The organism is Martinezella rhizogenes, assembly GCF_000799715.1.
Classification (GTDB): domain Bacteria; phylum Pseudomonadota; class Alphaproteobacteria; order Rhizobiales; family Rhizobiaceae; genus Rhizobium; species Rhizobium rhizogenes_C.
On the sequence record NZ_JUHG01000011.1, the window covers coordinates 1,157,301 to 1,176,428 of the forward strand.

Consider the following 19,128-nt stretch of genomic DNA (forward strand, 5'->3'; position numbering starts at 1 on the left):
ATACAGACATGTTAAAACTGTAGTGTATTAAATTAAAAATACAACCAACGCGAAACCGAAAGTACGTTACGGTCCTAGCGCCGAAATGTCTCGCCTCTGATGAGATTCGTCAAACCCCGGCAACCACATTAAATCCCTCGAACTGTGGCGGCCCCCAGTACAATGCCTTGTTACTGCCGGCGTTGCGGTGCGCCTCGCGAAAATTCTCGGATTTCGTCCAGTTGAGAAAATCCTCTTCGCTGCGCCAGATCGTATGCGAGGAAAACAGCGTATAGCCCTCCTCGACATTGGTGGAACCACGCAGCAGCCGGAACTCCACGAAGCCGGGAACATCTCCCAGCCGGGAATCACGGTCTTTCCAAACAGCTTCGAAAGCAATCTCCGAACCGATGACGACCTTGAAGCGGTTCATGGCGATGTACATGGGTCAAATCTCCCGGGCAATCAGACCTTCTTGCGACGGTCGACAGTTTTGCCCGGTCGAGGTGTAAAGGCAATGACATTCGTGCCATCGCCTGCCGTAATATCCGATTGCTCTCCCGGCAAGCGCATCTGCCAGGACGGAAAGGCTGTTACGTTGGGAGCCTGCCGCTGCTCCTCGGCGCGGCGCATCAGCAATTCATAGAGCTCCGGCACCAGGCCGTCGCCATTCTGCGCGGCCAGCTTGTGCAGGCCGATCATCATGAACCCGTCAGGGCCTTTGTCATTCATCGGGCGGCGTCTCGTTCGTTCATCGTCGTCAGCGCCCGCTCCAGGCTCGACTTGCTGCCGTTGCGCAAGGGTACGAAGGTCTTGCCGAACTTCTTGCAGCCGGTCTTCACCCGCAGGCACGCATCATGGCTGATACAGTCGATCGGGCAGAAGACGCAGTCGACGGACGGCAGCACGGTGTCGATACGCGACACCGCCTCACGCAAGCCGCCATCGTGATGGATCAGCTCGGCGCCGAAATTGCTGGCGATCTGGCGCAGATGCGCCACCTGGCAATCGCGACCACCGACATAGAGGAAGCTACGTCCGTCGAGACTTGATTTTCCGGCTGTCTGCTCCGGCTTTTGCGCCTCGCGACTATCCCGGCCAAAATCCCTCTTCCCCTTACGCGCCATACATCACCCGTTCATTGGTTGCTCTTGCACACCCGACTCCGTCGAGCGCAGGGCGACCATATTAAACATGAGTTTTAGAGTAAAGTATAAAGTTGAGAGTTTTTATCATATTTTGTCGCGACATAATTTCCATGCGCAACAATCAGGCCCAACGACAGTCAAACGACTAAAATCGATACGACGCTTATCGCAGATACCAACACCAACCTACCGCCCGGTCACCTGAACCTCTTGCGTGAACGTCCAGCTTGGCTTGCCCCATTCCGGGGGCAACGGCGGGAATGGCGCAGCCCGCCGGACGCCGTCGGTGACGGCCTCGTCCAGTTCAGGAATACCTGAACTCCGCGCCACCGAAAGGGAAGCCAGTTCGCCACTCGCGCCTATTGTCAGGCGCACGCGCACCGTTATGCCCTTTTCATATTTCGAGGACAGACGGACGGCGCGGCGAATACGAGCCTGGACCTTGCCCGGATAGTTGGCAACGGCCGCACTGCCAGAACCTGTGCGGCGTGCATTCGACAGCGAATTCGTATCGGACTGTGAGGTCTCGGTTCCTTCAACAGAACCCTTCTTCGAATCCTGCTGATTCTCGCCATTGGAACCGGTCTTGACCTTTGCAACCTTTGGCACAGGCTTTTTGACGATTTCCTTCGGCTTCTCCTGGCGAACGGGCTTCTCGACGGGAGTGACGACTTCGGGCGTCGGCTCAACGGGCTGCACGGTCTCCGCCGGCTGCACGACCGTCGTCTCGGCGGGCGCTTGCGTTGCAAGGACCTGCTGCTGCTCGGTCGGCTGAACCACCTCCGCCATTTCGGCCGGCTGCACTTCCGTCTCAGTAGGCTGAACGGCTTCCGCTTCAGCCGGCTGAACCTCCGCCGGCTTGACTTCCGTCGGCTGCACCGTTTCCGGCTGCACAGCCTCCGCCGTTACCTCTTCAGGGGGCTGCTTTGGATTTTCTTCGCCTACCGCCATCTGGTCCGCATCAGAATTGCCGATCATCACGACGCTGACGGCGCTCCCTGCCTCTTCTAGGGCAACGTCTTCCGGCGGCACGACTGCAAACAGCAGCACCGCGGCAACCACCGCGAGGTGAAAGAGGCAGGAACCGATGCAGGCCAAGGTGATACGCTTCTTGCCCGCCGAAAGGACGTGGCTCAGCTTCTCCGCCGACAACATATCCATGAGCGGAGGCTCGGAAGCATCCGGCGCAGGCTCGGTCGGGTGAGCGGGATAGGAGTCGATCTGGGTGAAGCGGCTGTAATGCGATACCGCCTCGGCGGTCGGCGGACGCGGCAGGCCGTCGAGGTCGGTCAACTCGTGACCTGGAAGCACACTCGGATAGTTGTCATTCAAGCCATCGCCGGAGCGGCGGCGTTCGATGGAAACCTTGACCGAGCGGGGTGCCATGGCGTCAGCCTTCGAAGGGAACGGAAAGCTGGGAGCGTGTCGTCAAGGCGGCCTTGCAGGCGCCCGCAGCCGGGCCATCGCAGACCGGCGTATCGTTGACGATGATGCGGCTGACGCTTTCGCACTTCACGCCGGGCATATCGAATTGCCGCACCCGCTTCTTGCCAATCGGCAGGTCGCGGAAGTCGAGAACGGTGACGCGGTCGACAGCATTCTTGTCGTTGAAGAAGGCAAGCTCGAAAGAGATCTTGCTGATCGGTGTCGCCAGCTCGTTTTCCGCGACGAAGGTCATCATGCAGCCCTTCTGGGACGGCGCCAGCGCGTTGAGTTCGACGTTGAGCTTCTGCGTATTCGTTGCTGGAACCGGGGCCGCGACCGCATCCTCGGCGAAGGCCGGGGCACAGGACGCCGTGGCAAACAGCCCGCCGGCGGCAACGGCCAAAATCGTCTTGGTCAGCATCAGCAATCACTCCCGAAATGTCTCTTGGCGAACGCAAAGCGAGCATTGGATGCCAACGCGTGCACCACCTAAAATTTTAAACTTGACTCCAACAGTCTTCTATTGCGTCTTTATGAAACCATGACTATGTGAGTCAAGTTAAATCTGGCCGGAGCACCCCTTCGGTCCCCCATGAATTTTCAGGCAAAACCAAGCAGGATGATTGCTGAGAAGCCCCCAATACAGCGGATGCCGCCAGCGGCCGCACCGCAAATTAGAATGGTCGAGAGCACGGATATTTTCCGGGGCCAGACTGAAATCATGATCAGGCATGAGGGCGTCATCTATCGGATGAAGATCACGCGCCAAGGCAAACTCATTCTCAACAAATAGGCATAGCAGATGACCGAGACGACCCGACCCACCCCCGCCGCCATCCGCGCCTTCCGCGCCGAGAGTTCAAAAATGCGCGAGCGCGATATCGCCGCTCGCCTGGGCGTTTCCGAAGCCGCGCTGGTCGCCGCCGAAGTCGGCATTTCCGCCATTCGCATCGATGCCGACGCCAATCGCTTCCTTGAACGCATCGCCTCGCTCGGAGAAGTCCTGGCGCTATCGCGCAACGAGAGCGCCGTGCACGAGAAGATCGGCGTCTACGAAAACATCAAGTCGGGCGTACAGGCCGCCATCGTGCTCGGCGAGAACATCGACCTGCGCATCTTCCCGAAGCGTTGGGCGCATGGCTTCGCCGTCACCAAGACGGACGGGGACCAGCAGAAGCTCAGCCTGCAATTCTTCGACAAGGCCGGCGACGCCGTACACAAGGTGCATCTGCGCCCCGCCTCCAATGTCGAGGCCTATCACGAGATGGTCGCAGCCCTGCGGCTCGATGACCAGTCACAGGAGCTGATCGAAGACCTCTCTGGTCCCGACAATGGCGCGATCGACGGCGATATCAGCCGCGACGAGTTGCGCGACCATTGGAGCCGCATGACGGATACGCATGAATTCTTCGGCATGCTGAAAAAGCTGAAGATCGGCCGCCAGGCGGCGATCCGCGCCGTCGGCGACGACTACGCCTGGAAGCTCGGGACAGGTGCTGTCGCCGAGATGATGCATGCCTGCGTGCGCGAAGGCCTGCCGATCATGTGTTTCGTCACCAATGAAGGCACCGTGCAGATCCATTCCGGCCCGATCATCAACGTCGCGACCATGGGGCCCTGGATCAACGTCATGGACCCCACCTTCCACCTGCATCTGCGCCAGGACCACATCGCGGAAGCCTGGGCCGTGCGCAAGCCGACCAAGGACGGCCACGTCACCTCGTTCGAAGCCTATAATGCAAAGGGCGAGATGATCATCCAGTTCTTCGGCAAGCGGAAGGAAGGCTTCGACGAACGCCGCGACTGGCGCGCCATCATCGAGAACCTGACACGGGCTGACGCCAGCGTCGCCGCCTGAGGATCGAGCCATGACGATATTGACCAATATCAAGCGCATCAAGCCGTGGGAAATCGCGCTGACCGCCGTGGTGATGATCCTGCCGCTGGTGCCCGTCAGTCCGATCAAGGGTGATTACAGCCTTGTCCAGCGCGCCCATGCGGCCGAGGCGCCGAAGATCGACACGTCACGGCTCGTCTCGGTGGGCGGCGATGTCACCGAGATCATCTACGCGCTCGGCGAGGAAAAGCGGCTCATCGCCCGCGATTCCACCAGCAATTATCCGGAAGCAGCAGTCAAGCTACCCGATGTCGGCTATATGCGCGCGCTGTCGCCGGAGGGCATCCTTGCCGTCAATCCGACCGCCATCATCGCCGTCGAGGGCTCCGGCCCGCCGGAAGCACTCGCCGTGCTGCGCAATGCCAGCCTGCCCTTCGAGACCGTGCCGCAGACCTACGACCGCGACGGCATCCTGAAGAAGATCGATGTCGTCGGCTCGCTGCTCGGCGTGCCGGGCAAGGCAAAGGCGCTGGAAGGCAAGGTCGCCGCCGACCTCGACGCCGCCATCGCCAACTCCGAAAAGCGTCCGGAAGCCGAGCGCAAGCGCGTGCTCTTCATTCTGAGCAATCAGAACGGCAAGATTCTCGCCTCCGGCGATAACACCGCCGCCAATGGCATCATCAAGCTCGCCGGCGCGATCAACGCGGTCGGCGGTTTTTCCGGCTACAAGCCGCTGACGGACGAAGCGATCATCGAGGCCAAGCCAGATGTCATCCTGATCATGGACCGCGAAGGCCCGCTGTCGATGAAGGACGAGGATCTGTTGAAGCAGCCGGCGATTTCGCTGACGCCCGCCGCCAGCCACAGGGCAATCGTCCGCATGGACGGCTTGCACCTGCTCGGCTTCGGGCCGCGCACCGCTAGTGCCGTGCGCGAGTTGAACGCGGCGATCTACGGAGGCTGATGTGGCGCTTAGCGAGGTCGTGTCGGGGTTTAAGCACATATCGCACGGAACAGCGCGCCGGCGCGAGGGTGACCGCACCCTGCTCGCCCTCCTCGTCCTCGCCGGCCTGGCGGTCGGCTCCTTCCTTGCCTTCGCCTTCTCGATCACCATGGGCGCATCGAATGCCTCGATCGTCGATGTCATCTCCACCGTGGTCGGCAGCGGAACGGACAGTGCGCTCAGCAGCCGCGACCGCATCATCATCTTCGACATCCGCCTGCCCCGCGCCATCCTCGGCTTCCTGATCGGCGGCGGCCTTGCCGTTTCCGGTGCGGTCATGCAGGGCCTGTTCCGCAATCCGCTGGCCGATCCCGGCCTGATCGGTATTTCGGCCGGCGCCAGCCTCGGCGCAGTCGGCATGATCGTCCTCGGCGCTGGCGTCCTCGCGCCAGTCGCCCAGCTTTTCGGCATCTTCGCCCTACCGATCGCCGCCTTCATCGGCGGCCTTGTCACGACGATCGTCCTCTACAAGGTGGCCACTAGGCATGGGCAGACGTCGATCGCGACCATGCTTCTGGCCGGCATCGCCATCGGCTCGCTGACGCTGGCGGCAACCGGCCTGCTGATCTACATGGCCGATGACCGGCAGTTGCGCGACCTCACCTTCTGGAGCATGGGCTCGCTCGCTGGTTCGACCTGGAGCAAGGTCGCCTCCGCCGGCCCGATCATCGTCCTTGCCATGCTGCCATTGCCGTTCATGGCGCGCGGCCTTAATGCGCTGACCCTCGGCGAAGCCGCGGCTTTCCATATGGGCATCGGCGTTCAACGCCTGAAGAATATCGCCATCGTCAGCGTTGCCGCTGCGGTCGGCGCATCCGTTGCCGTCAGCGGCGGTATCGGCTTTATCGGCATCATCGTGCCGCATATCCTGCGCATGGCGATCGGCCCGGACCATCGTTTCCTGCTGCCGGCCTCAGCCCTGCTCGGTGGCTCTCTGCTGCTGATCGCCGATGTGGTTGCCCGCACCATCGTCTCACCAGCCGAACTGCCGATCGGCATCATCACCGCCGGTGTCGGCGGGCCGTTCTTCCTGTGGATGCTGCTCCGTCAGCGCTCGCGCCTCAGCCTGTGAGTTCTCGATGATCGACGTCTCCAATCTTTCCGTCCGGCTTGCCGGCAAGACAGTCGTGCAGGACGTCACCTTTACCGCAGAACCTGGCGCGCTGACGGCAATCTGCGGACCGAACGGTTCTGGCAAGACGACGACCATGAAAGCCATTTCCGGCGAACTTGCCTATCAGGGGTCAGTGCGCCTCAATGCAGCGGAGATCGGCAGCCTCCAACCGTGGCAACTGGCGGAAACGCGCGGCGTGTTGCCACAGACGAACGCCATCTCTTTTCCATTCACCGTCCGCGAAATCGTTCGCATGGGCCTGACGACCGGGCGCAACCGTCATCCCGAACAGGCCGACCGCATCGCCGCCGACGCGCTTGGCTCCGTCGACCTCACCGGTTTCGAGGGGCGTTTCTATCAGGAGCTTTCCGGCGGCGAGCAGCAGCGCGTCCAGCTCGCGCGGGTGCTGTGCCAGATCCCTGAGCCGGTCATCGACGGCAAGCCCTGCTGGCTGCTGCTCGACGAACCGGTCTCCAGCCTCGACATCAGCCACCAGTTGACGATCATGACGCTTGCCCGGCATTTCTGTCAGCGCGGCGGCGGCGTCATTGCCGTGATGCACGATCTCAACCTTACCGCGCTTTTCGCCGACCAGATGGTACTGCTCAAGAATGGGCAATTGACGGCAGCCGGCCCGGTAGCCAAGGTGCTGACAGACCGGCATCTGCTGGATGTTTTCGGCTGTGCGCTAAGGGTCAACCGCGTTCCCACCGACGGCGCTCCCTTCGTCCTTGCCCACAGCGCTCTTACCGACTGAACTCGCTTTCGTTGCAACGTCTGGAACCTTTCGTTGCATCGCCGCGTTGTTGACGGGTGACCCGGATCGATTTTCTGCGCGCCTGAGGGCGCAACATGTCTTGCAGCATTCGGTCATCGCAACAGCCAGCGCGTCTTCCAGACGCCAGGGCAAAGACGCAAACGATGCAAGGGAGAAAGACCATGGCCACATCCATCCTCCATTCGGCGAAAACCAAGCGCAATGGCAGCAGCCTGCACGATATGGAAACCAGTATTGAGGACCAGATCACACATCTGCGCGACGAGATTGCCGCCTTTGCCAAGATCGTCGGTGAAAGCAGCGCCAAGCAAGGTGAAACGATGCGCGCCCGCGCGGAGACCGGCTTGGAAGATCTGACGGTACGCGGCGAAGAACTGCTGCGCGAACTCCAGCACGGCTATGCCAAGGGTTCACGCGAAGTGCGCAGAACCGTCCGGCAGCATCCGGTCGCAACCGTCGGGGCCGCCGCTGTTTTCGGTCTCGCAATCGCTCTGCTTCTATCCCGCCGTTAAGGAGCCGCGATGCTCGCTCCAATCCTCAGCCTGTTGATGTCAGGCACACTGAGCCGTACCGTTGCGCGGACCAAGCGCAACGGTATTTTTGTCGCCATCGCCGCGATCCTTCTCCTGACGGCCTATGGCTTCGCGCTGATCGCCGCTGCCATCTGGATGGCAACCATCTATGGCGCCGCCGTTTCGGCACTATTGATCGCGGCCGGTGCATTGCTGCTCGGCCTCATCGTCCTCGTCATCATGGCGATCCTCAACAAGCAGGAAGAGCGCCGCGCCCGTGAACGCCGCGCCTCATTGGAATCCATGGCTTTCGCTGCGCTGGGTCTTGCAAAGACGCAGCCAATGCTCACCGCCGCCATCGCCACGGCACTGGTGTTCGGCAACCTGTTTGGAACGAAGAAACGGGATGATTGAGCGCGGTCCATCCGACCGATAGAGTTCGCAACTACGCACGAACGCTTAAGTAAGCAGCCCGCACCATCATGAGTGATTGTGCGGGCTGCTTGCAATCTCAGAAAGCAAACGCCTTCGAGGTCAACGGCGCGGAGGTGGCGTCTGGGCCAAAATCGGCCTCGCCGGTAATCTGCAGTACTTCTTGCAGGCGCTGGCGGGCGCGATTGACGCGGCTTTTGATGGTGCCGACGGCACAACCACAGATCTCGGCGGCCTCCTCATAGGAAAAACCGGAGGCGCCGACAAGAATGATGGCTTCACGCTGATCAGGCGGAAGCTGATCCAGCGCCTTGCGAAAATCCTGCAGGTCGAGTGCACCATATTGGGAAGGATGCGTCGCCATCGATTCGGTGAAGAAGCCGTCGCTGTCCTGTACCTCGCGGCCGCTCTTGCGCATCTGGCTGTAAAGTTCATTGCGCAGGATGGTGAAGAGCCAGGCCTTCATGTTCGTGCCCATCTCGAAATGATCCTGCTTCGCCCAGGCTTTCATAATGGTGTCCTGCACGAGATCGTCGGCGCGGTCGTGGCGACCGGTCAAGGAGATGGCGAAGGCACGCAGGCTCGGCAGGGCAGCCAGAAGTTCGCGCTTGAAGCTCGGTTGCTGTTCCATGACGCTTCCCCTCAATCGGAGACTTTTGCGGAAGCCAAGCGTTCAACCTGATCCAGTTTCTCGAGCAGGTCGAGAAAGCGATCGGGGATAGCCTCATCCTGCACCGCAGCGTAGAAGGAGCGTAACCGGTTTCCGATCTGATTGTTAGGGTCGAGAATATCGGCGGCGCGTAGATCAGCGCGGTTCCGATCCGCTTCCTCTTGATTCTGGATGGTCATTTGGCCTGCTCGCTTCCGCATTTTCTGGCGTTCATGGGTCGGGTGCGCCTATATGCCCTGGTCGGGATGACCAGTCCGCCTCGCCCGCGTCCGCTTCGAGCCGAAATCGGAGGAGGATGAAACCAACTGTTCGTTCGCAGGGTAATGCCATTGCCTAAAAAAAGTTCCGGTGTAGAGGAACTTTTTTACCAAGCTGGCGTTTCTCTATCATTGCAGCTCGGAGGCTGTGTTTCAATTAGGAATTGATTAAAAGGCGGGAGCCATTAATGACACTTTCCACACGCATTGCGCCGCATCTTCCGTATTTGCGCCGCTACTCCCGCGCGCTCACCGGGACACAGACTTCGGGAGACGCCTATGTCGCGGCGGTCCTTGAGGCGATCATCACCGACCTTTCCATCTTTCCGGAGACGTCCAACGACCGCGTCGCCCTCTATAAACTCTTCACCAAGCTCTTTGGTTCCTCGGCGATCCAGGTTCCCGAACCAACCTCGCCCTATGCCTGGGAACAGCGCGCCTCTGTAAACCTCGCAAAGGTTTCTCCGATTGCCCGCCAGGCCTTCCTTCTTGCTTCCGTCGAAAACTTCCGCCTCGGCGAGATCGCCAACATTCTCGACGTGCCGGAAACCGAAGCCATGAACCTGCTCGACAAGGCGTCGCAGGAGATTTCCCGTCAGGTCGCCACCGATATCATGATCATCGAGGACGAGCCCCTGATCGCGATGGATATCGAACAGATGGTGGAAAGCCTCGGACATCGGGTGACCGGCATTGCCCGCACCCGTGCGGAAGCAGTTGCCCTGCACAACGCCACCAATCCCAAGATGGTGCTTGCCGACATCCAGCTTGCCGACGGCAGCTCCGGTATCGATGCGGTCAACGATATCCTCAAGACATCGAGCATTCCGGTTATCTTCATCACTGCCTTCCCGGAACGTCTGCTGACCGGCGAACGCCCAGAGCCGACCTTCCTTGTCACCAAGCCGTTCAATCCGGACATGGTGAAGGCCCTGATCAGCCAGGCGCTTTTCTTCAACGAAACCACAAAGGTGGCCGCCTGACTCGATTCGACACCCTGTCGCGGAACAAAGATAGCAACCGAGCGTTCCGGCTGCTAAGGGACGCTTTACCGACTATTATGGCGAGTGATTGTATAGACCGGACTGAGTTCTTCCGGTTGAGAATGCCTTGTCGGCAGGCTTCTCGAAATTCGAGTGAAAGGCAAACCGGTGAATACGACTGAACCATTATCCGGCGCGCCTTTGAGTTTTGAGGGCAAGGCCGCTATGATGGAGCGGGCGCTCGGCAGCGCCAGCATATCGATCCTCTTTCAGGATACGACCCTTGCAATCCGCTATGCCGAAAACCTACCCGATCACCTGAAACCATCCCTGATCATCGGCGGAACGGATCTCCATCTCTTCGGCGAAAAGGATGGTGCGCATCTGCTACAGCTGAAGCGTGGCGTGCTGGAAAGCGGCAAGCCCGCCAGCGCGGAAGTGGAGCTTCCGACCGGCGACGGCGTGCGCATCTACGAGTTGAAGATCGAGCGCATAGGCGAGCGCAAGCCGCAGGGTCTGCTCTCCGTCATCTCCGAGATCACCGAAACCCGCCATCGCGAAAAAGTCCTGAAATCGCTGCTGCGCGAGCTCTCGCATCGCTCCAAGAATCTTCTGGCGATTATCCAGGGCATCGCCACCCAGACGGCCCGCCATACGCTGTCGCTCGACAATTTCCTGATCAAGTTCCGTGGTCGCTTGCAGTCGCTGTCGCACTCGCAGGATCTGATCACCGATTCCAGCTGGCGCGGCGCCTATTTATTCGAGCTCGCCGAGAAGCAATTCGCCCCCTACTGGCCCGATGCCGGCGTGCCCATGCCGATCTATGGGATCAACGCGCATCTGACCCCGAACGCCGCCGTGCATCTCGGCCTTGCCCTGCATGAGCTGATCGTCAATTCCGCCTCGCATGGCGCCATTTCGGCCGGCGCCACCAGCATCACGCTGAACTGCAAGGAATCGGAACTCGATGGCAAGAAGGCGATCGAGGTGGCGTGGTTGGAACGCTTCTATTTCCCCGCCGACCATGAGTTCGAGGACAACAGCTTCAGCCGCACCGTGCTCGAACGCGTCGTGCCAAGTTCCATGAACGGCCGCGCCGATTTCTCGATCGGCGACGACAGCATCGGCTACCGCCTGACCATCCCGGAAACCGAATACGAAATCCTCCGCCGCCCTTGAGCGGCACGCATCAAAACCACGAACGAAAACAGCCAGTGCGAGGGCGGCGCACTGGCTGCTTTTCACTCATCGGGAGGGGACCGTGAGTAGATGCCTGATAATGATGTTGGGGCGTACATCGATTAATGCACTCATCACCAAGCACTCTCTAAACGACGACGCCGGGCCTTGGTTCCCATCTTTTCAAAAAAATTTCGATTTTTTTCCCACTCCCCACTGCCGCGATCAAAAGAATCGCAACGGCCGGCCACCGGCTCATTGAAATCTCGTTCGGAATCCCGGGTTTTTCGCGGTCAACTTTTCCGCGAAAGCACGAAAATACACGATGAAAACATGTCGTTAACAGAACATTCGCTTCAACCCCCAATTCAATGCGACCGCAAGGATAATCTCCGTCTCGACAAAATCCAAAATCCCAAAATTTTACCGTTTGATAAATTTTTTATCCTGAGTTACCGTTTGTCCCACTAGCCGTTTACTATAAGAGGGAACTTCAATGGGACGACTGGAAACTGGGATTCATAAAGGCCGGCTGACGCCTGCCGAATATGATGCGAACTTTTCCGATCTTCATCCGCGCCTGAACGATCACGAGGCGCTGGTCGCTGCCGACCGCTGTTATTTCTGTTACGACGCGCCGTGCATGACGGCCTGTCCCACCTCCATCGACATTCCGCTGTTCATCCGGCAGATCTCGACGGGAAATCCGATCGGCTCGGCCAAGACGATCTTCGACCAGAACATCCTGGGCGGCATGTGCGCCCGCGTCTGTCCCACCGAACAGCTCTGCGAGCAGGATTGCGTACGCAATACCGCCGAGGAGCGCCCTGTCGAAATCGGTCGCCTCCAGCGCTACGCGACCGACATAGCCATGGCCGAAAACAAGCAGTTCTATGCCCGCGCCGCTTCGACCGGCAAAAAGATCGCCGTCATTGGCGCCGGCCCTGCCGGCCTTGCCTGCGCCCATCGCCTTGCGGTGAAGGGCCATGAGGTCGTGATCTTTGACGCCCGCGAAAAGGCCGGCGGCCTCAACGAATACGGCATCGCCACCTATAAGGCGGTCGACGATTTCGCGCAGAAGGAAGTCGATTACGTGCTGTCGATTGGCGGCATCGAGGTGAAGAACGGCCAGGCGCTCGGCCGCGATTTCAGCCTCGCCGATCTGTCCTCGCAATATGACGCCGTCTTCCTCGGCCTCGGCCTCGCCGGCGTCAACGCGCTGCGCGCCGAAGGCGAGGATCTCGACGGCGTCGCCGATGCCGTCGCCTATATCGCCGACCTGCGTCAGGCGACCCAGAAGGCCGATATCGCCATCGGCCGCCGCGTCGTCATTCTCGGCGGCGGCATGACCGCCATCGACGCCGCCGTGCAGGCCAAGTTGCTCGGCGCCGAAGAGGTGACGATCTGCTATCGCCGCGGCAAGGAGCATATGAATGCTTCCGAATACGAGCAGGATCTCGCCGCATCCAAGGGCGTCATGATCCGCCATTGGCTGGCGCCGAAGCGCATTCTCGACAAGGACGGCAAGGTCGCCGGCATCGAGGTGGAATACACCGAACTGCGTGACGGCAAGCTGACCGGCACCGGCGACATCGGCGTCATTGCCGCCGACCAGATCTTCAAGGCGATCGGCCAGACCTTCGAAGCCTCCGGCCTCGGCGCATTGCGCATGGAGGCCGGCCGCATCGCCATAGACGGCGAAGGCCGCACTTCGCTCGACGGCGTCTGGGCCGGCGGCGATTGCGTGCTCGGCGGCGACGACCTGACGGTATCAGCCGTCGCTCAGGGCCGTGACGCAGCCGAATCCATCAACCACGCGCTCGCTGCCTCTGCGCAGCCGAACGCCGCCGTCGCTTGAAGGGGAAATCGATATGGCTGATCTCCGCAATAATTTCGTCGGCATCAAATCCCCGAACCCGTTCTGGCTCGCCTCCGCGCCGCCGACCGACAAGGCCTACAACGTCGAGCGCGCCTTCAAGGCCGGCTGGGGCGGCGTCGTCTGGAAGACGCTGGGTGAAGAAGGCCCGCCGGTCGTCAACGTCAACGGACCGCGCTACGGCGCCATCTGGGGCGCCGACCGTCGCCTGCTCGGCTTGAACAATATCGAGCTGATCACCGACCGCGACCTCTACACCAACCTGCGCGAAATGAAGCAGGTGAAGATGAACTGGCCGGATCGCGCCCTGATCGCCTCGATCATGGTTCCCTGCGTCGAGGATGCCTGGAAGGCGATCCTGCCGCTGGTGGAGGAAACTGGCGCTGACGGCATCGAGCTCAATTTCGGCTGTCCGCACGGCATGTCGGAACGCGGCATGGGTGCTGCGGTCGGACAGGTGCCGGAATATATCGAGATGGTCGTGCGCTGGTGCAAGCAGTACACCCGTATGCCCGTCATCACCAAGCTGACGCCGAATATCTCAGACATCCGCAAGCCCGCCCGCGCCGCCAAGGCCGGCGGCACCGATGCCGTGTCGCTGATCAACACGATCAACTCGATCGTCTCCGTCGATCTCGACAATTTCGCCCCGAACCCGACGGTCGGCGGCAAGGGCAGCCATGGCGGCTATTGTGGCCCGGCGGTCAAGCCGATCGCGCTCAACATGGTGGCCGAGATCGCCCGCGATCCGGAAACCTACGGCCTGCCGATCTCCGGCATCGGCGGCATCACCACCTGGCGTGACGCGGCCGAATTCCTGGCGCTCGGCTCCGGCAATGTGCAGGTCTGCACGGCGGCCATGACCTACGGCTTCAAGATCGTCCAGGAGATGATTACCGGTCTCTCCGACTGGATGGATGAAAAGAGCCACCGCAATCTCGACGACATCATCGGCCGCGCCGTGCCAAACGTCTCCGACTGGCAGTATCTCAACCTCAACTATATCGCCAAGGCCAAGATCGACCAGGACGCCTGCATCAAGTGCGGCCGCTGCTACATCGCCTGCGAGGACACCTCGCATCAGGCGATCACCAGCATGGTCGATGGCGCCAGGCATTTCGAGGTGATGGACGAGGAATGCGTTGGCTGCAATCTCTGCGTCAGCGTCTGTCCGGTCGAAAACTGCATCACCATGGAGGAACTGCCGGCCGGCAACCTCGACAAGCGCACCGGCAAGATCGTCGACCCGAATTACGCCAACTGGACGACCCATCCGAACAATCCGATGGCCCGCCAGGCGGCGGAGTAAGACAAGGGCTTTCGCGAGAGATCAACCTTCGCACTTATGTCGACATAAGTGCGAAGGTCGAGGACTACGGCCGCCGAATGCCAAGCCCGTCGACGAAAAGCTTCTCAAGATAGCGCGCCGCATCCTCAAAGCGTCCGGCGCCCGAATGTTCCTGCCCGAGCACGGCACGCACCTGCACATCGAAATCCGCATAATGCTGCGTCGTGGACCAGATGGAGAAGATCAGGTGGTAGGGATCGCATTTGGCGATCTTGCCGGCCTTGGCCCAAACGCGGATGACCTCGGCCTTTTCGTCGACGAGGCTCTTCAGCGGGCCGCGGAGCTCGTCCTCGATATGCGGTGCGCCCTGTAGCATCTCGTTGGCAAACAGACGGCTTTCGCGTGGGAAATCGCGGGCCATTTCGAGCTTGCGGCGGATATAGGAGCGGATCTCGCTTTCGGGATTGCCATTGGCATCGAAGGCACGCAGCGGCTCCAGCCAGGTAAACAGCACGCGGTCGATCAGCGCCCGGTGCATGGCCTCCTTGGTGCGGAAATAATAGAGCACATTGGGCTTCGACATGCCGGCGACATCGGCGATCTGGTCGATGGTCGAGCCGCGGAAACCGTGGACGGAAAATACGTCCAGCGCGGCCTCGAGTATCACTTCCTCTTTTTCTTCCTGGATGCGGGTGCGGCGCTGGGTCCTGGCGGCTCTGGGAATGGCCATGTCTGCTCTGTTTCTCCTTGAAATCCAAGCCCTTCGGCCAAGCTCTCATCTCGCCCTGCCCGCGCTGTAAATTTGGGCAATTGCCTGAAATTTTATCGGGAATTTTCGCGCTTTTCGTCTTGAGCGCCGCCACGGAAGTTGTAATGTTTACCAATCGGTCAAATTATCTGTCAGATGTCTTACAAAGGCAACCGGCGATTTTCCGGGGCAAGAAAAACAAACAAACGCTCTGGGCACGACCATCGGGAACAATTGGGCATGCGCCTTGCATGCGCCAGGATAAACAGGTGAGGATTGCATCATGGTGGCAGCGCCAGGAGAAAACATGCGTATCAACGGCGATCGCCTTTGGGACGCATTGATGGACATGGCGAAGATCGGCCCCGGCATCGCCGGCGGCAATAATCGTCAGACGCTGACCGATGCCGACGCCGAAGGCCGCAGCCTTTTCAGGACATGGTGCGAAGATGCCGGCATGAAGGTCGGCGTCGACAAGATGGGCACGATGTTTGCCACCCGCGCCGGCACCGATCCGGATGCGCTGCCGATCTATGTCGGCTCGCATCTCGACACCCAGCCGACCGGCGGCAAGTATGACGGTGTCCTCGGCGTGCTCGGCGCGCTGGAAGTCGTGCGCACGATGAACGATCTCGGCATCAAGACCAAGCATCCGATCGTGGTCACCAACTGGGCCAATGAAGAGGGCGCGCGCTTCGCCCCCGCCATGCTCGCCTCCGGCGTCTTTGCCGGCATGCACACGCTGGACTATGCCTATGGCCGCAAGGACCCGGAAGGCAAGACCTATGGCGAGGAGCTGAAGCGCATCGGCTGGCTCGGCGACGAAGAGGTCGGCGCCCGCAAGATGCACGCCTATTTCGAATATCACATCGAACAGGGCCCGATCCTCGAAGCCGAGGAAAAGACGATCGGCGTCGTCACGCACTGTCAGGGCCTGTGGTGGCTGGAGTTCACGCTGACCGGCAAGGAAGCTCATACCGGCTCGACGCCGATGAACATGCGTGTCAATGCCGGGCTTGCCATGTCGCGGATCATCGAGATGGTGCAGGCAGTCGCGATGGAAAACCAGCCGGGCGCCGTCGGTGGCGTCGGCCAGGTGTCCTTCTCGCCGAACTCACGCAATGTGCTGCCCGGCAAGGTGGTCTTCACCGTCGACATCCGCACGCCCGACAAGGATAAGCTTGATCGCATGCGCGCCAAGATCGAGGCCGAAGCACCTGTCATCTGCGATGCCCTCGGCGTCGGCTGCTCTGTCGAGGCCATCGGCCATTTCGAGCCGGTGACCTTCGATCCGACGCTGGTAACCGCCGTGCGCAATGCCGCGGAGAAGCTGGGCTACAGCCACATGAACATCATCTCCGGCGCCGGCCACGACGCCTGTTGGGCCGCCAAGGTGGCTCCCGCCACCATGGTCATGTGCCCCTGCGTCGGCGGCCTGTCGCACAACGAGGCGGAAGAGATTTCCAAGGAATGGGCGGCCGCCGGCGCCGATGTCCTGTTCCACGCGGTCGTCGAGACGGCGGAGATCGTGGCGTGACGCCCGTCTTCGCCGAACACCAGAACTTCATACATCGGGAGCAGACACCATGAGCACTGTCATCAAGGGTGGAACCATCGTCACGGCCGATCTGACCTATAAGGCGGACCTCAAGGTCGAAGGCGGGAAGATCGTCGAGATCGGGCAGAATCTGTCCGGCAACGAGGTGCTCGATGCCACGGGCTGTTATGTCATGCCGGGCGGCATCGACCCGCACACCCATCTCGAAATGCCGTTCATGGGCACCTACTCGTCCGACGATTTCGAGAGCGGTACGCGGGCGGCCTTGGCCGGCGGCACGACGATGGTGGTGGATTTTGCGCTCCCCTCGCCCGGCCAGTCGCTGCTTGAGGCGCTGACCATGTGGGACAACAAGTCGACGCGGGCGAACTGCGACTACTCCTTCCACATGGCGATCACCTGGTGGGGCGAGCAGGTCTTCAACGAGATGGAAGCCATCGTCCGCGACAAGGGCATCAACACCTTCAAGCACTTCATGGCCTATAAGGGCGCCCTGATGGTGGATGACGACGAGATGTTCTCGTCCTTCCAGCGCTGCGCCGAGCTTGGCGCGCTGCCGCTCGTCCATGCCGAAAACGGCGACGTGGTGGCACAGATGCAAGCAAAGCTGCTCGCCGAGGGCAATAACGGTCCGGAAGCGCATGCTTATTCCCGCCCCGTCGAAGTCGAGGGCGAAGCGACGAACCGCGCCATCATGATCGCCGACATGGCGGGCAGCCCGGTTTACATCGTCCACACCTCCTGCGAACAGGCCCACGAAGCCATCCGCCGCGCCCGCCAGAAAGGCATGCGCGTCTATGGTGAGCCGCTGATCCAGCACCTGACGCTGGACGAAACCGAATATGCCAATGCCGATTGGGACCATGCCGCTCGCCGTGTCATGTCGCCGCCCTTCCGCAACAAGCAGCATCAGGACAGCCTCTGGGCTGGCCTTGCCTCCGGCTCGCTGCAGGTGGTCGCCACCGACCATTGCGCCTTCACCACCGAACAGAAGCGTTTCGGCCTTGGCGATTTTACCAAGATCCCGAACGGCACCGGCGGGCTCGAAGACCGCTTGCCGATGCTTTGGACCTATGGCGTCAACACCGGCCGCCTGACCATGAACGAATTCGTGGCGGTGACCTCGACCAACATCGCCAAAATCCTCAACTGCTATCCGAAGAAGGGCGCAATCCTCGTCGGCGCCGATGCCGATATCGTCGTCTGGGACCCGAAACGGTCGAAGACCATCGCCGCCAAGACACAGCAGTCGGCGATCGACTACAACGTCTTCGAGGGTAAGGAAGTCACCGGCCTGCCGCGCTATACGCTGACCCGCGGCGTGGTCGCCATCGAGGAAGGCACGGTGAAGACCCAGCAAGGCCACGGCGAGTTCGTCAAGCGCGAGCCTTTCACCGCCATCAACCGCGCGCTTTCGACCTGGAAAGACGTCACCGCGCCGCGCAAGGTTCAGCGCAGCGGCATACCCGCCAGCGGGGTATGATGCCAAACAAAATAACAAGCAATCCGCCGCCGCTGCGCGGCGAAAACATGACTGGCAGGTGTTAATGACGTCGTCCGCTTCTTCCGTCGTCTCCGCGCGGAACCTCTGTCTCACCTACGAGACCAATGACGGGCCGGTGCATGCGCTGAGCAATGTCGATCTCGACGTACGCAAGGGCGATTTCGTCTCTTTCATCGGCCCTTCCGGCTGCGGCAAGACCACGTTCCTGCGCGTTATCGCCGATCTCGAGCGCAAGACCTCCGGCGACATCACCGTCAACGGCATGACACCGGACGAGGCACGCAAGGCACGCGCCTATGGCTATGTCTTTCAGGCGCCCGCCCTCTATCCCTGGCGCACCATCGAAAAGAATATCGCCTTGCCGCTGGAGATCATGGGCTATGCCAGGGCCGAACAGGCCAAGCGCATCGCCCAGACGCTGGATCTGGTCAATCTCACCGGCTTCGAGAAGAAATTTCCCTGGCAGCTTTCGGGCGGCATGCAGCAGCGCGCCTCGATTGCCCGCGCGCTCGCCTTCGATGCCGACCTGCTCCTGATGGACGAACCCTTCGGCGCGCTCGACGAGATCGTTCGCGACCACCTCAACGAACAGCTCTTGAAGCTCTGGAAGCACACGAACAAGACCATCTGTTTTGTGACGCACTCGATCCCGGAGGCGGTCTATCTCTCCACCAAGATCATCGTCATGTCGCCCCGCCCCGGCCGCGTCACCGATGTCATCGAATCCACCCTTCCGCTGGAACGCCCGCTCGGCATTCGCGAAACCCCGGAATTCCTGGAGATTGCTCATCGTGTCCGTGAAGGGCTGAGAGCGGGGCATAGTTATGAGGAATAGGA

At 60.8% G+C, this 19,128-nt stretch carries 22 protein-coding genes; 14 read left to right on the forward strand and 8 right to left on the reverse strand.

Features of this window, described 5'->3' with window-relative positions; all coding sequences use genetic code 11:
- Positions 1-109: 109 nt before the first annotated feature.
- The 5 genes from hmuQ to EX00_RS09520 all read right to left on the reverse strand — a co-directional run bounded on the left by hmuQ (position 110) and on the right by EX00_RS09520 (position 2,973).
- On the reverse strand, positions 110-424 hold the full coding sequence (hmuQ, locus tag EX00_RS09500; protein WP_047456626.1) for a heme-degrading protein HmuQ: 315 nt from the start codon (positions 422-424) through the stop codon (positions 110-112).
- A gap of 20 nt (positions 425-444) precedes the next feature.
- On the reverse strand, positions 445-711 hold the full coding sequence (locus EX00_RS09505) for a hypothetical protein (RefSeq protein ID WP_047456627.1): 267 nt from the start codon (positions 709-711) through the stop codon (positions 445-447).
- Positions 708-1,106, reverse strand: a complete 399-nt coding sequence (locus EX00_RS09510; protein WP_047456628.1) for a DUF2325 domain-containing protein — start codon at positions 1,104-1,106, stop codon at positions 708-710. Before EX00_RS09510 ends, EX00_RS09505 begins: the two co-directional genes overlap by 4 nt.
- Before the next feature lie 207 nt (positions 1,107-1,313).
- Positions 1,314-2,513 carry a cell envelope integrity protein TolA gene (tolA, locus tag EX00_RS09515; RefSeq protein ID WP_047456629.1) on the reverse strand — a complete coding sequence of 400 codons (1,200 nt, stop codon included), beginning with the start codon at positions 2,511-2,513 and terminating at the stop codon, positions 1,314-1,316.
- Between the two features lie 4 nt (positions 2,514-2,517).
- Entirely contained in the window at positions 2,518-2,973 is a 456-nt protein-coding gene (locus EX00_RS09520) for a hypothetical protein (RefSeq protein WP_047456630.1), read from the reverse strand.
- Positions 2,974-3,171: 198 nt separating this feature from the next.
- Here EX00_RS09520 and hemP point away from each other — a divergent pair, with 198 nt between their 5' ends.
- The 7 genes from hemP (at position 3,172) to EX00_RS09555 (ending at position 8,210) form a co-directional block, all read left to right on the forward strand.
- The gene (gene hemP, locus EX00_RS09525) at positions 3,172-3,345 is read left to right on the forward strand and encodes a hemin uptake protein HemP (protein ID WP_047457654.1); all 174 of its coding nucleotides are present in this window, start codon (positions 3,172-3,174) and stop codon (positions 3,343-3,345) included.
- A gap of 9 nt (positions 3,346-3,354) precedes the next feature.
- The gene (locus EX00_RS09530; RefSeq protein WP_047456631.1) at positions 3,355-4,410 is read left to right on the forward strand and encodes a hemin-degrading factor; all 1,056 of its coding nucleotides are present in this window, start codon (positions 3,355-3,357) and stop codon (positions 4,408-4,410) included.
- A 10-nt stretch (positions 4,411-4,420) separates the two neighbouring features.
- Complete coding sequence (locus tag EX00_RS09535; protein ID WP_047456632.1) at positions 4,421-5,353, forward strand: heme/hemin ABC transporter substrate-binding protein; 933 nt, start codon at positions 4,421-4,423, stop codon at positions 5,351-5,353.
- Between the two features lies 1 nt (position 5,354).
- Positions 5,355-6,464 (forward strand): FecCD family ABC transporter permease, encoded by a 1,110-nt coding sequence (locus tag EX00_RS09540; RefSeq protein WP_047456633.1) that lies wholly within the window; start codon positions 5,355-5,357, stop codon positions 6,462-6,464.
- 7 nt (positions 6,465-6,471) lie between these two features.
- Positions 6,472-7,263, forward strand: coding sequence for a heme ABC transporter ATP-binding protein (locus tag EX00_RS09545; RefSeq protein WP_047456634.1), 792 nt, complete (start codon positions 6,472-6,474; stop codon positions 7,261-7,263).
- A gap of 182 nt (positions 7,264-7,445) precedes the next feature.
- Positions 7,446-7,796 (forward strand): ElaB/YgaM/YqjD family protein, encoded by a 351-nt coding sequence (locus tag EX00_RS09550; RefSeq protein ID WP_047456635.1) that lies wholly within the window; start codon positions 7,446-7,448, stop codon positions 7,794-7,796.
- Between the two features lie 9 nt (positions 7,797-7,805).
- Positions 7,806-8,210: a hypothetical protein gene (locus EX00_RS09555; protein ID WP_047456636.1), complete on the forward strand. Its 405-nt coding sequence runs from the start codon at positions 7,806-7,808 to the stop codon at positions 8,208-8,210.
- Positions 8,211-8,307: 97 nt separating this feature from the next.
- On the opposite strand, the gene EX00_RS09560 is transcribed toward EX00_RS09555, so the two are convergent.
- Positions 8,308-8,859: an RNA polymerase sigma factor gene (locus EX00_RS09560; protein ID WP_047456637.1), complete on the reverse strand. Its 552-nt coding sequence runs from the start codon at positions 8,857-8,859 to the stop codon at positions 8,308-8,310.
- 11 nt (positions 8,860-8,870) lie between these two features.
- Positions 8,871-9,077 carry a NepR family anti-sigma factor gene (locus EX00_RS09565; protein WP_047456638.1) on the reverse strand — a complete coding sequence of 69 codons (207 nt, stop codon included), beginning with the start codon at positions 9,075-9,077 and terminating at the stop codon, positions 8,871-8,873.
- A 266-nt stretch (positions 9,078-9,343) separates the two neighbouring features.
- Between EX00_RS09565 and EX00_RS09570 the strand changes: the two genes are divergently transcribed.
- The 4 genes from EX00_RS09570 to preA all read left to right on the forward strand — a co-directional run bounded on the left by EX00_RS09570 (position 9,344) and on the right by preA (position 14,502).
- Positions 9,344-10,138, forward strand: coding sequence for a response regulator (locus tag EX00_RS09570; RefSeq protein WP_047456639.1), 795 nt, complete (start codon positions 9,344-9,346; stop codon positions 10,136-10,138).
- A 225-nt stretch (positions 10,139-10,363) separates the two neighbouring features.
- Positions 10,364-11,317: a sensor histidine kinase gene (locus tag EX00_RS09575; protein ID WP_202903707.1), complete on the forward strand. Its 954-nt coding sequence runs from the start codon at positions 10,364-10,366 to the stop codon at positions 11,315-11,317.
- A 496-nt stretch (positions 11,318-11,813) separates the two neighbouring features.
- A complete protein-coding gene (locus EX00_RS09580) occupies positions 11,814-13,175 on the forward strand; it encodes an NAD(P)-dependent oxidoreductase (protein WP_047456641.1) in 1,362 nt (453 codons plus the stop codon).
- Positions 13,176-13,188: 13 nt separating this feature from the next.
- Positions 13,189-14,502, forward strand: a complete 1,314-nt coding sequence (gene preA / locus EX00_RS09585; RefSeq protein WP_047456642.1) for an NAD-dependent dihydropyrimidine dehydrogenase subunit PreA — start codon at positions 13,189-13,191, stop codon at positions 14,500-14,502.
- Positions 14,503-14,566: 64 nt separating this feature from the next.
- Here the strand turns inward: preA and EX00_RS09590 are convergent, their stop codons facing one another.
- Positions 14,567-15,211 carry a TetR family transcriptional regulator C-terminal domain-containing protein gene (locus EX00_RS09590; protein ID WP_047456643.1) on the reverse strand — a complete coding sequence of 215 codons (645 nt, stop codon included), beginning with the start codon at positions 15,209-15,211 and terminating at the stop codon, positions 14,567-14,569.
- A 301-nt stretch (positions 15,212-15,512) separates the two neighbouring features.
- Here EX00_RS09590 and EX00_RS09595 point away from each other — a divergent pair, with 301 nt between their 5' ends.
- The 3 genes from EX00_RS09595 to EX00_RS09605 all read left to right on the forward strand — a co-directional run bounded on the left by EX00_RS09595 (position 15,513) and on the right by EX00_RS09605 (position 19,126).
- On the forward strand, positions 15,513-16,766 hold the full coding sequence (locus tag EX00_RS09595) for a Zn-dependent hydrolase (RefSeq protein ID WP_047456644.1): 1,254 nt from the start codon (positions 15,513-15,515) through the stop codon (positions 16,764-16,766).
- A 49-nt stretch (positions 16,767-16,815) separates the two neighbouring features.
- Complete coding sequence (hydA, locus tag EX00_RS09600; protein ID WP_047456645.1) at positions 16,816-18,270, forward strand: dihydropyrimidinase; 1,455 nt, start codon at positions 16,816-16,818, stop codon at positions 18,268-18,270.
- Positions 18,271-18,334: 64 nt separating this feature from the next.
- Positions 18,335-19,126: an ABC transporter ATP-binding protein gene (locus EX00_RS09605; RefSeq protein ID WP_047456646.1), complete on the forward strand. Its 792-nt coding sequence runs from the start codon at positions 18,335-18,337 to the stop codon at positions 19,124-19,126.
- The last annotated feature ends 2 nt before the right edge of the window (positions 19,127-19,128 follow it).